Genomic DNA, 14845 nt, shown 5'->3' with positions numbered 1-14845 from the left:
CCAGCCCGGTGTTTTTCTGTTCGCCCTGTTGGGTGAACGTGAACGTACCGTCATCATTCGGTCGCGAGTACTGGTAGGCCTGGCGAATCTGGAACAGCGCCGCGGCCAGACTGATGCGCTGCCAGTCGTATTTGATCCCTGCCTCGATTTGTCGCGATACGGTGGGCGCAAGAATTTCATAGGCATTGGTGGTGAACCACGCTGCTTCGCCACCCAGGGACAGGCCCTTGCTATAGCGGGTGTACAGCGACAGGTTTTGCACCGGCTTGTAGATCAGCGCGGCCTGGGGCAGGAATTCATAGCGTTGGGTGTGCCGGGTGGTGTCGCCCTGGCTGTCGAAGGTCTCTTCATCCAGGCGCACTTCGCGCCCGCCAAGCACCGCCTGCCATTGCTCGTTGAAACTGATCCGGTCATTGAAGAACAGCCCGTACTGACGGCTGTCCAGGCGTCGGTAGGAATCGTTGAGCGGGCCATCGTAAGGGGCAAAATCAGCCGGTTCGCTGTTGATGTTGGCGCTGCCGATCATCTGATTGATGGCATCGCGTTTGTCCACCACGCGGCGGAACGCGCTAGTCCCGACGCTGAGTTCGTGGCCCAGGCCACCGGTTTCGAAGTGGCCGCTGAGGGCCGCCTGCACTTCATCGTTGCGGCGGGTATCGTCGGGGCTGCGGAAATCGTAAATGTCGTAGTCGCCCTCAGGGCTGAAGTAGTTCGGCACCGCCGCGCCGGCGCAACTGGCGGAGCCGTAGCAGCCCCAGGCGAACGAGCTGTAGTCATCGATCACCACCCGGCTGCGCGAGGCGCTGAGGTTGCCTTTCCACTGGTCGCTGAAGCGGTATTCGAAATTACCGTTGAGGTTCAGCGCATCGGTGGTGACCGGTTTCGAACCGCTCTGGTGGGCCAACAGTTTCTTTGGCGAGGCGTGGTGCGGCAGGCTGGAACCGCCGAGCAATTGATAACCCGGTGCTGAGCGCTGCTCTTTGGTCTGGTACTCGGCGTCCAGTTGCAGTAGCGCATTGGGGCTGATGTTCCAGTCGAAGGCCAGCGAGGCGAAATCGCGCTGGCCATTGGTGTGTTCGACGTAGGAATGCAGGTCTTCGTGGGCCAGGTTGGCGCGCAGGCCGAACTGCTGCTCGCTGCCGAACCACCCACCGATGTCGGTCGCCAGGTAACCACTGCCGCGATCGTCGGTGGAGACGGTGACCGAACGCACGTCGCCAGGCCGCTTGGTCACGTAGTTGACCAATCCGCCGGGCTCGCTGACACCGCTTTGCAAACCGGAAAGGCCCTTGAGTAACTCCACCTGCTGTTTGTTCTCCAGCCCGACATTCTGCTCGCCAGTGATGGTGCGGCCGTTGATCTTGTAGCTGCTGGCGGAGTTGAGGGAGAAGCCACGCACGACGAAGTTTTCGTAGTAGCCGACCGGCGCGTAGCTTTCACCCACCGAGGCGTCGTTGCGCAGTACTTCGCTGAGCAGGCGGGCCTGCTGATCCTTGATCATCGCCTCGTTGACCACCGAAATCGAGGCCGGCGTATCGAGCAATGGCGCCGCCTCGAAACCACCGACCGAAGCGCTGTCGGCCTGATAACCGGAAGTATCATCGCCGGTGACGGTCACCGCCGGCAGTTCGGTCGCGGTGGCCCAGGCCGAAGGCACGGCGCTGGACAGCAGCAGGCCCAAGCCCAGGTTCAGAGGATTGAGCGCGAACCGCGGGGCGGCCACTCCCTGGCGGGAGGTCCGGTAAAGCCTATTCATGAAAAATCCTCGACGACTGCGGGCCTGGGGTTGGCGAGTCTTAGCCTGTGGCTCACGCTTGAAAGCGGGGCATCATACAAGAGGAGCGATCATGAAATGAAAGTGTCATTGCGACGATCGCCGGGTAATTGCGGCAGCTCCGGGGTTCCTCACAACCCCCAGCCATCCCTCACAGCCTTACGAATGCCTTCCAGCAACATCGCAAACGCCGGGTTGTCGTTGTTCTCACGCCAGATCAAATGCAGTTCACTCTGTACGCCTTCGCCCAGATCGATATCGCGAAACACCACGTTCTTGAACACAACACTGGTGGCGCAGCGAGGTATCAGGGCCAGGCCCATTCCGGCGTTGACCAGGGCCAGGATAGTCAGGGACGAGCCGAGCCACTGCACATATTCCGGGGCGACGCGGGCCGAGCGGAGCATGCCGGTCAGCAGTTCGTTGAACGGCGGGTACGCCGCATGGGAGTACATCAGGAAGGGTTGAGCGTCCAGGTCTTTGACGGACACGGTGTTGGCGCTGGCCAGTCGATGGTTGTGGGGGACGGCCAATACGAAAGGTTCACGCACCAGGCATTCGGTGGCATAGCCTGGCTCAAGCAACGGTGCGCGAACGATGCCCAGATCGATACGGCGGGCGCGAAGGGCTTCGTGTTGCTGGTAGGTGTTCATCTCCGACAGATCGATTTTGACGTGAGGCTGTTTGAGCCGCGCTTCCGCGATGACCTTGGGCAGGAACTCGTAAACCGCGCTACCGACGAAGCTGATATTGACCGTACCGATGTCCCCTTCGGCGAAGCGCCGAGCGGTTACGGCGGCTTGCTGAGCGCGCTCCAGCAGGTTTTGTGCCTCGATAAAAAAGGCGCGGCCGGCGGCGGTCAAGGCGACGCTGCGCGTGCTGCGGGTGAACAACTCGACGCCCAGGTGATGTTCCAACAGTTGAATCTGGCGACTCAGAGGTGGTTGGGTCATGTTCAACCGTTCGGCAGCCCGGCGGAAGTTCAGTTCGGTGGCCACGGTGGTGAAACAGCGCAGTTGCGTCAGTTCGAACATTGATCTAATCCAGGTATCAATCGAGTGCCAAGTTAGATTAGACGGGATCAATAGGCGCGTCCATGATCGGTTCTCCCCTAAAAAAACAATGAACGGGAGTCGCCCCTTGAATACCTATAAGAGTCCGCCGGACCCGACCGTCCTCGCCCGAGCAGCGGCCAAGGTCAAGCGTCACGTACTGCCGCTGTTCGTGGTGATGTTCATCGTCAACTACATCGACCGGGTCAACATCGGCTTCGTGCGCAGCCACCTGGAAACCGACCTGGGCATTGGCGCCGCGGCCTATGGCTTGGGTGCCGGGCTGTTTTTCATCGGTTACGCGATCTTCGAAGTGCCTTCCAATATGTTGCTGCAACGCTACGGTGCCCGCGCCTGGCTGACGCGCATCATGTTCACCTGGGGCGCGGCGGCGATGGCCATGGCCTTCGTGCGCGGCGAAACCAGCTTTTATGTGCTGCGCTTCATTCTCGGCGCCGCCGAAGCGGGTTTTTTCCCCGGTATCATTTATTACTTCACCCAATGGCTACCGTCGACCGAGCGGGGCAAGGCCATGGCGATCTTCCTGAGCGGTTCAGCCATTGCCTCGGTGATTTCCGGGCCGGTATCCGGCGCGCTGCTGCACGTCAGCGGTCTCAGCTTGCATGGCTGGCAGTGGATGTTCCTGATTGAAGGTTTTGCTTCCATCGTGCTCTGTGGGTTTGTCTGGTTCTGGCTGCAATCCCATCCACGCGAGGCGAAATGGCTGAGCGCCGAAGAAAGGGATGCACTGGTAAGCGCCATTGACCTGGAACAGCAGGCTCGCGAAGCCGTGCAGACAGTTAAACCGTCGATGTTCAAATTGCTCGCCGATCGGCAGATCGCCCTGTTCTGCTTTATCTACTTCTCCATCGCCCTGACGATTTATGGCGCCACGTTCTGGCTGCCCAGCATGATCAAGAAGATGGGCAACCTCGGCGACTTCCAGGTCGGCCTGTTCAACTCGATCCCGTGGATCATCTCCATTCTGGCGATGTATGGCTTCGCCGCCATGGCCAGTAAATGGAAATACCAACAGGCCTGGGTGGCCGTGACATTGGTGATTGCCGCGTTCGGCATGTTCATGTCAACCACCGGCGGGCCGATCTTTGCCTTCGTCGCCATCTGTTTTGCGGCCATTGGTTTCAAGGCGGCTTCGGCTTTGTTCTGGCCAATTCCCCAGGGCTATCTGGATGCGCGTATCGCTGCGGCAGTGCTGGCTTTGATCAACTCCATCGGCAATCTCGGCGGTTTCGTAGCGCCGACCACGTTCGGTTTCCTGGAGCAGACCACCGGCTCCATCGAAGGCGGTTTGTACGGCCTGGCGGCGACTTCGCTGGTCGCGGCCGTGGTGATCTTTTTTGCCCGTACTGCACCGCGTGGCGACACGCGCAGCTCGCTCACCGGTAAACCGGTCGACGCCGCAGCCGCAAAAAATTCTGTCAGTCATCAAGCCTTGAATACCGAGCCAAAGGGAGCTGCCTCTTGAAAATCAAACGCGTTACCGTCACCCCCATCGCCTTTCGCGATCCGCCGCTGCTCAATGCCAGCGGTATTCACGAACCCTTCGCGTTACGCTCGATCATCGAGATCGAGAGCGACAATGGCTACATCGGTTTGGGCGAAAGCTACGGCGACGCCCCGGCACTGGCGATTCAACAGCAATTGCAAAGTCAGCTGATCGGTCTCGACCCATTCAACCTCAATCAGCTGCGCACTATCGTGCAGGCCACCGTGGCGGCGAACAAAACCCAGAGCATCGCCGGTGCGGAACTGGCGCCTGGCTCTCACGCCAGCAAAGCGGTGAGCAACGCGTATTCGGCGTTTGAAGTGGCGTTTCTCGATCTACAGGCGCATTCCCTGAACGTGCCGCTGGTGGACCTGCTGGGCGGGGCGATTCGTGATGAAGTGCCGTTTAGCGCCTATCTGTTCTTCAAGTACGCGCAACACATCGATTCACCGTACAAACCGGACAGCTGGGGCGAGGCGCTGAACGAAGAGCAGATCGTCGCCCAGGCCCGGCGCATGATCGAGGCCTATGGTTTCAAGAGCATCAAACTCAAGGCTGGGGCACTGCCGCCGGAGCACGAAGTGTCGTGCATCAAGGCGCTGAAAAAGGCCTTTCCCGGTTACCCGTTGCGCATCGATCCGAACGGCAACTGGTCGCTGGAGACTTCGATCCGCATGGCAGATCTGCTGGGTGATGACCTGCAATATTACGAAGACCCGACACCGGGCCTCGACGGTATGGCCGAATTGCACAAACGCACCGGTCTGCCGCTGGCGACCAATATGGTGGTCACGGATTTTGATGAGTTTCGCCGCAGTGTGGCCCTGAACAGCGTGCAGATCGTGCTCGCCGACCATCATTACTGGGGTGGTCTGCGGGACACCCAGGCGTTGGCAAAAATGTGCGACACCTTCGGCCTTGGCATGTCTATGCACTCCAATTCGCACTTGGGCATCAGCCTGATGGCCATGGCACATGTCGCCGCTTCAGTGCCCAATCTCGATTACGCCTGCGACACTCATTACCCCTGGCAGGAACCGGACGAAGAGGTGATCAAGGGCGGCAAGCTATCCATCGTCGATGGCTGCGTGAAAATCACCCGTGCGCCTGGGTTGGGTCTTGAGTTGGATCACGATCAACTGGGCAAGCTGCATGATCAATACCTGAGCTGCGGCATTCGTCAACGCGATGACGTGAAACAGATGCAGCGTTACAAGCCGGAGTGGAAGACGATCAAACCGCGTTTTTGATCGCGTATTCCCGAACAAATCGGTGACTGTCCTTCGCGCTTCGTACCGACTGGTATCAGGCGCGAAGCCTATGGACGCGGATCATGCGTTGTCCGGCGCCTGGCGAAACCGTTGCTCGAGGGCCTCCGCAAACGGATAGAACGAAAACCACGGCCTTGCTTCGTCAATCACCCGTTGAAATGATGGTCTCTGTACCAACCTCTCGAAATAGGCACGCAAGTGGCCGTAGTCATCGGGAAATGGCACGAGCGTCCTGGCATAGAAAAGTGCCGGGGCAGCGGCGCAATCGGCCATGCTGAAGGCCGGGCTGGCCACCCAGATTCTGGATGCCATCCGGCGTTCAAGCATGTTGTAGGCCGTTTTCAGCATGGATCGCTCTTTGGTCAAATCGCCGTTGGTCGCCTGTAGCCGATCACTGACAATCTGTTGCATCGGCACTTGTACATAATGGTCGAAAAAGCGATCCCATAATCGGACTTCCAGCGCGGTCTCCCAATCGTCTGGAACCAGATTGTGCGTGCCTGGAAATCGTCTATCCAGGTACTCGATGATGATGCTGGACTCCGGCAGGTTCAGCTGATGAACAGCGTCAAAAATTATTGGAAACTTTCCGATTGGCCACAATGCCTGAAGTTCTGCGCTGTCGGCAGGGTCACCGAGATCGATGATTCTTCTCTCGAATTCGATGCCGTTTTCGTAGAGCGCGATGAGTACTTTGTGACAGAACGACGCCAGTGGATGGTAGTAAAGCGTCAGCGACATCTTTCAACTCCTCATTGGATGGGAGGGGCGGGAAGCGCAAGGCCCTGATATGAAAAGACGGGGGCAATGAACAATCATAGGCGGATGTCAGCAGTGCGTCAGTGCAGTCAATTTCGAATTTGCATACTTGCAAACGGAAGAATCTCTGCTTGACTGAGCCATTGGTCGGTTTGTGACTTGTTGGTCATAGCGTTCATCTCAGCGCCCTTGTACCGTTGTCGCTGGTTTGTGCTGTCAGGCTTGCCCGGAGGAAGCCGGACGGTCAATCAAGCTGTGTGTCTGATCCAATTTGTTCAAGGAATAGAATGAAATGACGTTGAAAACCGCGATCGTCCAGATTGGTAAGAAGTACAGGGTTTATACCGAGCATTACCTCAACGCCACCGCCGACAAGACCATTATTCTGGTCAACGGCTCGCTGGCAACGACCGCATCTTTTGCCCAAACGGTGCGCTACCTGCGGCCACGCTTCAATGTAGTCCTCTACGATCAGCCCTACGCCGGTCAATCGAAACAATACAACCAGCATGACCTGCCGATCCGCAAGGAAGACGAAGCCGAAATATTGCTGGAGTTGATCGAGCACTTTCGGGCGCAGCATGTGCTGTCCTTTTCCTGGGGCGGCGCGGCGACTTTGTTGGCGCTGGCCCAGCACCCACGACGAATCGAAAAAGCGGTGATCAGTTCATTCGCGGCGCGAATCAATACGCCGATGCGCGATTATCTGGAGAGTGGCCGGCACTTCCTCCAGGCCTGTGATCGGCGCAATGTCGGGCGCTTGATCAACAGCACGATCGGCAAGCATCTGCCGTCGCTGTTCAAGCGTTTCAACGAACGCCATGTCAGCAGCCTTGACGAACACGAATACCGGCAGATGCATTTTCACGTCAACGAAGTGCTGACTCAGGACACTCATTGCTACGTTTCCTGTGCCGATGCCATCGAAGTTCCGCTGCTGTTTATCAACGGCGAACGGGATGAGTACACCTCGGTGGAAGACGCCCGTCTTTTTGGCGCTCATAGCCGTCAGGCTCAATTTCAGACCATCAAGAACGCCGGGCACTTCCTCGATATGGAACACCCGACGGCCTGGAATGATACCCAGCAGGCCTTGCTGGGCTTTCTACAGCCGGTCGCCAAAATACCGAGCCAGCCCCGTGACCTGACGTTCAGTAGCAAAGCGTCAGTGATTCCGCCCCTTCAGTCAGCTAACTGGGTGCGGCTTTAACTGGCGCAGCAACTCGATCTGATCCGCCGGGACCAAAGTACGCAAGGCTTTATACAGCGCGCGGGTTTCGAGCAGGTTCCAGACGCGCAGCATGGTTTCCAGGGCGTCCAGTGGCTTGCTGATGAAGTCTTTGGCGCCCAGGGCCAGCGCGCGCAGGCGGGTATCGCGGGTGGCGTCGGCGGTGAGCACGAGGATTGGCAGGTATTCGCCGCTCGGGATGCGCCGGTTGAGTTGTTCCAGTACGGCAAAGCCGTCGAACTCCGGCATGTGCAGGTCGAGAATCACCAGGTCAGGCTCGAAGCTGTTGAACAGGTCCAGGGTTCGCAGCGGCTGGGTGCTGCTCAGTACATTGGTCAGCCCTTCGCGGACAAGCAGCTGCTCCATCAAGTCGAGGTTGGGCCGCTGGTCGTCGATGATCAGAATGCGCAGGTCGGTGTTCACACGGGCTCCGGTAGATGCTGGTCAAGATGGGCGAGGAATGAAGGGATGTTAATCGGCTTGGTCAGCACCGCCGTCGCTCCCGCTTCCAGCAAGGCCAGATGCGTGAGGTCACTGGCATCGGCGGTGATCATCAGCACGGGAATGGCACGGGTGACGGACGACTGACGCAAGCGTTGCAGCACATTGAAACCATCCAGATCCGGCAGCGCCACGTCGAGCAAGATCAGCTGCGGCGCATGTTGACGGGCCAGGTCCAGACCCATTTGCCCCTGCATGCTTGAGAGCAATTGGATGTGCGGTCGCCGTTGCAGCAGGGTTTCGATCAGGGCCAGGCTCGAGAGATTGTCTTCGATGCACAGCACTTTGCCCTGGTAATCGGGAGCGGCGAGGGCGGCTGTGACCGTGGGGTGACTGATTCGTGCAACCGGTGGCTCGGTGACTGGCTGCAAGCGTACGAAGGGCAGTTCCAGGGTGAAACTGGAACCTTCGCCGGGTTGGCTTTTGACGGTCAGGCTGCCGTTCATCATTTCCAGCAGACTCTTGCTCAAAGCCAGGCCCAGACCTGTGCCTTCCACGTTCGGATCGGTCTCCAGACGCTCGAATGGCTTGAACAGTTGCTCCAGTCGATCGGCCGCAATGCCCTTGCCGGTATCGCAGACTGACACGGCAATTCGCTGTTGAATAACCCTGACTTCGATGTGCACCTGGCCCCGGGGCCGGTTGTATTTGATCGCGTTGGACAACAGGTTCAGCAGCACCTGAACCAGGCGTTGCCGATCGGCGACGATCCCGCTGTCAGCGGCCAGCATCGGCAAATCGACCAATTGGATGCCGGCGTCGCAAGCCATGGGGGAAACCAGCGTCAGGGCTTCTTGCAGCACCACCGCCAAGGGCACGGCTTCAACGTTCAGTGGCAGGCGCCCGGCTTCGATCTTGGCGATGTCCAGCACCTCGTTGATCAGGGTCAGCAGGTGTTGTCCGGCCCGCAGGATGTGACCGATCTGTGCCCGCTGGCCCTTGGGTGAGTCCATGTCCAACAGTTGTGCGAAGCCGAGAATGGAGTTGAGCGGGGTACGCAGTTCGTGGCTCATGCGCGACAGGAATTCGCTTTTGGCGCGGCTGGCGCGTTCGGCTTCTTCCCGTGCGGTGCTCAGCGCTATCTCGGCCGCACGGCGATCAGTGATGTCGCGGGTGATCTTGGAAAATCCGCGCAGGGCGCCACTGCTGTCGTATTGCGCGGTAATCACCACGCTGGCCCAGAAGCGGCTGCCATCCTTGCGACAACGCCAGGCCTCTTCCATGTAATGACCGTCGCGAGTGGCCTCGCGCAGCGCCATGTCGGGATGCTGCGGGCATTCTTGCGACAGATAAAATACCGAAAAATGCTGGCCGACGATCTCCTGTTCCGTGTAGCCCTTGATCCGTTCGGCGCCGGCATTCCAACTGGTGACGAAGCCCTGTGTGTCGAGGGCAAAAATACCGTAGTCCTTCACCCCGTCGATGATCAGCCGCAGGCGCTCTTCGTTGTCGCGCAACGCCCGTTCACGTTCAGCCAGCAACAGCCCGGCTTCGACCAGGCGCGTGCCCAATTGACCAATCTCATCGTTCTCCGGCGGTTGCGGCAGTAACGGCTGACCGAGTGCCAGTCGTTGTGCGTTGCCCTGGACCTGTTTGACCCGGGCGACGATGCCCTTGGACAGAAACAGTACCGCCACGATGGCGCCGAACAACCCGCAGGCCGCGGCCAGCAGGGTGGAGAACAACAACCGCTGTCGAGTGGAGGCAGCGGCCGCGGTACGCTCGGCCAGCAAAGTATCCTCGAGGGTGCGCATGGCGCTGATGCGTTCGCGCAGTTCGTCGAGGATGTGCTTGTTGTTGATCAGGATGGTGGTGATCGACTCGGGTGTGGCGCTGCGATCGTCGAGCAGTTCAACCAGACCCTCGACCTTGGTCTCGATCAATGGGGTGATCGCCTCCAGATGTTTGCGCACCCGCTCATCGCGAACGTTGCTGTCGAGCCGTCGCAGGGCTGATTCGATCAAGGGCTTGGCTTGTCGATAACCCGGCAGGAAATCCTCGCGGCGGGTCAGCAGATAGCCGCGCACGCTGGCGGCGGCCTCGGCGAGCAGGGTATGCACGGCCTGAATGTCGCCTTGTACCAGCAGCACCCGGCGCACGTCCTCTTCCGCGCGTGCGGTCTGGCGTTCGGTGATGTAGATCAGCACCAGCGAGAGCAACAGGATGACCAACGGCAGGGAAATCACCACGAGGGCTTTGCCGCGTAATGGCAGATCGGCCCAGCGTCGAGCATTTGAAACCTTCATGACTGGGTCACCAGCCCCAGGGCCATGCCACGAACGGCCGCCTGGGTTCGGTCGGCGGCGCCGAGTTTACCGATGACCCGTTCCACGTGCGCTTTGGCCGTGCCCGTGGTGATACCGAGTTCTTCGCCGATTTCACGATTGCTGAAGCCGCTGGCTACCAACCCGAGGACCTGCCGTTCGCGGGCGGTCAAAGTTTCGGCAGGCGCGGCGCCACTGGCGTTGCGTTCGGTCATGCGCCGTAGCAGGCGGGCGCTGACGGCGCTATTGAGGGCTTCCTCGCCCGCGGCGACGCGTTGCAGGGCGTCAATCACTTCATTGCGGCTGGCGTCTTTGAGCAGGTAACCCACGGCACCGGCATTCATCGCCGCTTCCAGGTGATCCGGGCTGTCGTCCATGGTGAAGATCACCACTTTCAGGGCCGGCAGGCGCTGCTGAAGAATTCGCGCCGCGCCCAACCCATTGAGCACGGGCATGCGAATGTCGAGGATGACGATGTCGGGTAGCAGACGTTCGCACACGTCTACCGCTTCCTGGCCATCGCGGGCCTGGCCGACCACTTCGAATTGCGGATGGCCCGCCAGCAGCGCGACGAAACCGGTTCGGGTGACCTCATGATCGTCCGCCAGAACCAGACGTAAAACTTCAGTCATTGAGCTGTTCCATTGAGGTCGGAGGGTACGGTGGCGCGCAGTTGCGTCCCGCCATGCACATGGCTGACGCAAGTGAAATCGCCGCCCAGCAGGCTTGCGCGTTCCTTCATCGCCGCGAGCCCCAAGTGCCGGGCGCCGCAGGTGTCGAGTCGTTGTTCCATGGCAAAACCTTTGCCGTTGTCGTCCAGCCGTAGCGAGGCCAGTCCTTCGTGCAGTTCCAGCGCAAGGACGACGTGGCTGGCCTGCGCATGCTTGAGAATGTTGTTAATGCCTTCCTGGGCGATCCGGAACAGGGCGATTTCCACCTGGCTGGGCAAACGTGCTTCGCAACGTGTGCTCCAGTTCACTTTGATCCCGGCGTCGCGCAGGCGATCCGCTTCTTTGTCGACCGCCTTCAGCAAGCCAAAGTCGTCGAGCACTGTCGGGCGCAGGCCGCTGATCAATTGCCGGCCTTCACCGACACAATGCTGGGCCAATGCAAGAATCGTCTGTAAGTCTGCGCCGAGTTCGTCGGGCAGTGGCGGGCAGCGGCCGGCAAAACCTTGCAGGCGCTGATGCAGCCCGGCGAGGGTTTGCGCCAGGCCGTCGTGCAGGTCGTAAGCCATGCGTTTGCGTTCGTCTTCCTGTGCCCTGAACAGCCTGTGGACCAGATCGGACATGGTGCGCTCGCGGGCCACCAGTGCATCCAGCAACCGCTGGTTTTCCAGGTGCGCGGCCAGCAGGGTGGCGAGCAATTGCAGGGATTCGAGGTCCTCGGTGTCCGGTGCACTGATGCTGACACTGTTGGCCAGCACCAACGCACCGAAGGCCGCGCCATCGCCGCCGCGCAAAGGCACCCGCAGCACATTGGGCAGGACCGCGCTCGGCTGCTCCTGCCATTGCGGGGTGCGCATCGCGGTATCGGCGAGGTGTTCGAGGCTGCATAAACGATCACGGCTGCCGTGACTGGCGGTGGTCCTGACCTGCGCATCCACGTCCCATTCCAGCAGTAACGCGTGGTCCATCGCGAGGAAGGCGCAGGCCCGTTGCAGCACCCGTTGACGCATGGCTTCGGGGGCCAGTTGCGTCAGCTCCTGGCCGGTATCCACCAGCAACCGCAGTCGCGCGGCGCGACTTTGCGATTGCCGATACTGGGTGCGAATGGCCAGGGCGCTACCGGGGTCATGATCAGGGTTTTGCATGGGCATATTCCGGCGCAGGCGCGCCCGTTCGGGCTGGGGCGTCATTAAACCTTGTTGACGGGGCAGGGCGCTATCTGCCGAATGGCATAGGCAAATGACTCCGGTTGGCCGATGGCGGGCGACGTTTCGAGCGGCACAGTGTGGCCATCGACCACCATTGGAATAGCGCAATGAAATTCAAGACCTCAGCCATCGCCCTGTTTTTCGCCCTTACCGCCCCGTTGGCCCAGGCGTTGGAGGCAGTGCCTTACGTTTACAGCAGCGTGGCCGAACAGCCCGCCAATGTGAAGGATCGCGAAATCGCCGCATTATTCGACCAATGGAACAGCGCGTTGAAGAGCGGCAATGTTCAGAGCGTGGTCGACTTGTATGCGCCGAACGCCGTGTTGCAGCCGACGGTTTCCAACAAGGTGCGCACCACGCCGGCACAGATCAAGGACTACTTCGATCACTTCATGGCGCTCAAGCCGGTGGGCCAGATCAACTACCGTGAGATCCGTCCATTGGGCGCCAATGTGGCGATGGACAGCGGCGTCTATACCTTTTTCCTGACCGAGGCCGATGGCAAGATCCGTCAGGTGCAGGCGCGCTACACCTTCGTCTATGAACAAGTGGGCGGGCAGTGGAAGATTCTCAACCATCACTCTTCGGCGATGCCGCAAGCACAGGTGCTGCACGCCGGGAAGTAACTACGTCCTCGACGCCTGATCATGGTTAAGCAATCCCCTGTGGGAGCGGGCTTGTGTGGTGAGGGGGCTTGCCCCCGTTCGAGTGCGTAGCGCTCGTAGGTCTTGGGTCCGCTGCGCGGCCCAACGGGGGCAAGCCCCCTCGCCACAGTCCGCTCCCACAGGTTCCGCGCCTTAGCTGACTGTGCGTTGTGTCAGTTCAACGCCAAGTCGTCCACAGGCTGCTGCCCGCGGGCCTGTGCGGCGCGTTGCAACTGGCTGGCGATCAGGGTGTTTTTCAGCAGATAGGCAATGGTCATCGGCCCGACGCCACCCGGCACCGGGGTGATCGCCCGGGCGACAGTGCGGGCGCTGGCATAGTCGACATCGCCCACCAGACGATCGCCGGATTCGCTGGCGATGCGGTTGATACCGACATCGATCACCACCGCACCGGGCTTGAGCCAACTGGCGTCGATCAACTCTGGCCGGCCCACCGCCGCAACCACGATATCCGCCAACCGGCACAACGCCGGGGCGTCGACACTGCGCGAATGCACCACGCTGACCGAACAGTTGGCCTGCAACAACAAGGTCGCCATCGGTTTGCCGACAATGTTCGAACGGCCGATGACCACCGCGTGCAAGCCGCTCAAGTCATCACCGCAGGTCTCGTGCAGCAGGCGCATGCAGCCACTGGGCGTGCACGGGGTCAGGACCTCCATGCCTTGCACCAGCCCACCGACGTTTTCCCGATGAAAACCGTCCACGTCCTTGATCGGGTCGATGGCATGAATCACTGCCTGCTCATCGATAGAGTCCGGCAAGGGCAATTGCACCAGGATGCCGGTCACCGTGGGATCGGCGTTGAGTTGCGCAATCAGCTCCAGAACCTGGGTCTGGCTGGCGGTTTCCGGCAGGCGGTATTCAAGGGAGCGGATACCGACTTCCTTGGCGCGCAGCAGTTTGTTGCGCACATAAACGTGGCTGGCCGGGTCGTCACCGACCAACAGGACCGCAAGGGCGGGATAGATTTGCTGGCCGGCCAGGGCCAGAACTTCTTCCCGGACTTCGTCGAGAACCTGGGCAGAGATGGCTTTGCCGTCGATGTCACGGGCAAATGCGGGGGTGCTGCTGGTCAAAAGAGTCACCGTTGTCTGATTAAAAAGGGGGCAGTGATCATCGCGGCGTCTTCGCGCGCCGATGATCCATCAGAGACATGCAGGCAGGGACGTACAGGCTACCAGTTGAGGGCAGGCCAATACCACCGCAACACCGGAAGATAAGACAGGAAAGGTATCGTGGGCAGCTCCTACAGGGAGCGCATTTGATCCTCCTTGCGGGTCAAGATCAGACTCAACAGCACCGAAGTCAGTATGATCCCGCCGACAACGGCCAGCGACCATTCAACCGGCATGTGAAGCCACGGCATCAGCGTCATCTTGGCGCCGATGAACACCAGCACGATCGCCAAACCGTATTTGAGCAGGTGGAAGCGGTCAGCCATGTCGGCCAGCAAAAAGTACAAGGCGCGCAGGCCCATGATCGCGAAGATGTTCGAGGTGAACACAATGAACGGGTCGGTGGTAATGGCGAAGATTGCCGGGATACTGTCGACCGCAAACATCAGATCGCTCGCCTCGATCAGCACCAGCACCAGAAACATCGGCGTCGCCCAGTACCGACTGTTTTGCATTACAAAAAAACGCTCGCCATGAAACTCGTCGGTGACGCGCAGATGGCTATGTATCCAGCGCAATAAGGGGTTTTTATTGAGGTCAGGCCGCTGATGGGCGAATGCCAGCATCTTGATTCCGGTGATGATCAGGAACACACCGAACGCATACAACAACCACGCGAACTGTGACACCAGCCACACACCGGCGAGAATCATCACCCCACGCATCACGATGGCCCCGAGCACACCGTACAACAACACTCGACGCTGTAACTCCGCAGGTACGGCGAAGTAGCTGAAAATCATCACGAAGACAAACATGTTGTCGATCGA

Annotated in this window: 13 protein-coding genes; 4 read left to right on the top strand and 9 right to left on the bottom strand. The window is 59.8% G+C overall.

The genetic code is table 11. From position 1 onward, the window contains the following. The coding region (locus tag ACQKPC_RS29405; protein ID WP_427628154.1) for a TonB-dependent siderophore receptor at positions 1–1756 on the bottom strand (1756 nt) is incomplete at its 3' end. 149 nt (positions 1757–1905) lie between these two features. Continuing rightward, entirely contained in the window at positions 1906–2808 is a 903-nt protein-coding gene (locus ACQKPC_RS29400; protein ID WP_427628152.1) for a LysR substrate-binding domain-containing protein, read from the bottom strand. A gap of 106 nt (positions 2809–2914) precedes the next feature. Here ACQKPC_RS29400 and ACQKPC_RS29395 point away from each other — a divergent pair, with 106 nt between their 5' ends. Continuing rightward, on the top strand, positions 2915–4312 hold the full coding sequence (locus ACQKPC_RS29395) for an MFS transporter (protein WP_427628151.1): 1398 nt from the start codon (positions 2915–2917) through the stop codon (positions 4310–4312). After that, positions 4309–5583 carry a glucarate dehydratase family protein gene (locus ACQKPC_RS29390; RefSeq protein WP_427628149.1) on the top strand — a complete coding sequence of 425 codons (1275 nt, stop codon included), beginning with the start codon at positions 4309–4311 and terminating at the stop codon, positions 5581–5583. Before ACQKPC_RS29395 ends, ACQKPC_RS29390 begins: the two co-directional genes overlap by 4 nt. 81 nt (positions 5584–5664) lie before the next feature. Here ACQKPC_RS29390 and ACQKPC_RS29385 read toward each other — a convergent pair whose 3' ends face one another. Next, on the bottom strand, positions 5665–6345 hold the full coding sequence (locus ACQKPC_RS29385) for a glutathione S-transferase family protein (RefSeq protein ID WP_427628148.1): 681 nt from the start codon (positions 6343–6345) through the stop codon (positions 5665–5667). A gap of 310 nt (positions 6346–6655) precedes the next feature. Here ACQKPC_RS29385 and ACQKPC_RS29380 point away from each other — a divergent pair, with 310 nt between their 5' ends. After that, positions 6656–7573 carry an alpha/beta fold hydrolase gene (locus tag ACQKPC_RS29380; protein ID WP_427628146.1) on the top strand — a complete coding sequence of 306 codons (918 nt, stop codon included), beginning with the start codon at positions 6656–6658 and terminating at the stop codon, positions 7571–7573. Here ACQKPC_RS29380 and ACQKPC_RS29375 read toward each other — a convergent pair. The 4 genes from ACQKPC_RS29375 to ACQKPC_RS29360 are packed head-to-tail and all read right to left on the bottom strand — an operon-like array spanning position 7550 to position 12169. Beyond that, positions 7550–8014 (bottom strand): response regulator, encoded by a 465-nt coding sequence (locus tag ACQKPC_RS29375; RefSeq protein ID WP_123494785.1) that lies wholly within the window; start codon positions 8012–8014, stop codon positions 7550–7552. The two genes, ACQKPC_RS29380 and ACQKPC_RS29375, sit on opposite strands and share 24 nt — an antisense overlap. Continuing rightward, positions 8011–10338: an ATP-binding protein gene (locus ACQKPC_RS29370; protein ID WP_427628144.1), complete on the bottom strand. Its 2328-nt coding sequence runs from the start codon at positions 10336–10338 to the stop codon at positions 8011–8013. The genes ACQKPC_RS29375 and ACQKPC_RS29370 overlap by 4 nt, the downstream gene beginning before the upstream one ends. Continuing rightward, entirely contained in the window at positions 10335–10988 is a 654-nt protein-coding gene (locus ACQKPC_RS29365) for a response regulator (protein WP_192344584.1), read from the bottom strand. Before ACQKPC_RS29365 ends, ACQKPC_RS29370 begins: the two co-directional genes overlap by 4 nt. Then, positions 10985–12169, bottom strand: a complete 1185-nt coding sequence (locus tag ACQKPC_RS29360) for a sensor histidine kinase (RefSeq protein WP_427628142.1) — start codon at positions 12167–12169, stop codon at positions 10985–10987. Before ACQKPC_RS29360 ends, ACQKPC_RS29365 begins: the two co-directional genes overlap by 4 nt. A gap of 170 nt (positions 12170–12339) precedes the next feature. On the opposite strand from ACQKPC_RS29360, the gene ACQKPC_RS29355 reads away from it, so the two are divergent. Then, entirely contained in the window at positions 12340–12858 is a 519-nt protein-coding gene (locus ACQKPC_RS29355) for an SgcJ/EcaC family oxidoreductase (protein WP_427628140.1), read from the top strand. 191 nt (positions 12859–13049) lie between these two features. Here ACQKPC_RS29355 and ACQKPC_RS29350 read toward each other — a convergent pair whose 3' ends face one another. After that, positions 13050–13976 (bottom strand): bifunctional 5,10-methylenetetrahydrofolate dehydrogenase/5,10-methenyltetrahydrofolate cyclohydrolase, encoded by a 927-nt coding sequence (locus ACQKPC_RS29350; RefSeq protein ID WP_427628138.1) that lies wholly within the window; start codon positions 13974–13976, stop codon positions 13050–13052. A gap of 170 nt (positions 13977–14146) precedes the next feature. After that, positions 14147–14845: TerC/Alx family metal homeostasis membrane protein (locus tag ACQKPC_RS29345; RefSeq protein ID WP_427628136.1), on the bottom strand; the 699-nt coding region annotated here is incomplete at its 5' end.

It is taken from the genome of Pseudomonas sp. NPDC089918 (genome assembly GCF_050280605.1).
Lineage (GTDB): Bacteria > Pseudomonadota > Gammaproteobacteria > Pseudomonadales > Pseudomonadaceae > Aquipseudomonas.
The sequence above is the reverse complement of the archived record's forward strand: the minus strand, read 5'-3'. Positions and strand labels throughout refer to the sequence as shown.

Coding starts and splice junctions, on each gene's coding strand:
- ACQKPC_RS29370 (WP_427628144.1), bottom strand. CDS start 10,338: ATGAAGGTTTCAAATGCTCGACGCTGGGCCGATCTGCCATTACGCGGC.
- ACQKPC_RS29380 (WP_427628146.1), top strand. CDS start 6,656: ATGACGTTGAAAACCGCGATCGTCCAGATTGGTAAGAAGTACAGGGTT.
- ACQKPC_RS29360 (WP_427628142.1), bottom strand. CDS start 12,169: ATGCAAAACCCTGATCATGACCCCGGTAGCGCCCTGGCCATTCGCACC.
- ACQKPC_RS29385 (WP_427628148.1), bottom strand. CDS start 6,345: ATGTCGCTGACGCTTTACTACCATCCACTGGCGTCGTTCTGTCACAAA.
- ACQKPC_RS29355 (WP_427628140.1), top strand. CDS start 12,340: ATGAAATTCAAGACCTCAGCCATCGCCCTGTTTTTCGCCCTTACCGCC.
- ACQKPC_RS29365 (WP_192344584.1), bottom strand. CDS start 10,988: ATGACTGAAGTTTTACGTCTGGTTCTGGCGGACGATCATGAGGTCACC.
- ACQKPC_RS29400 (WP_427628152.1), bottom strand. CDS start 2,808: ATGTTCGAACTGACGCAACTGCGCTGTTTCACCACCGTGGCCACCGAA.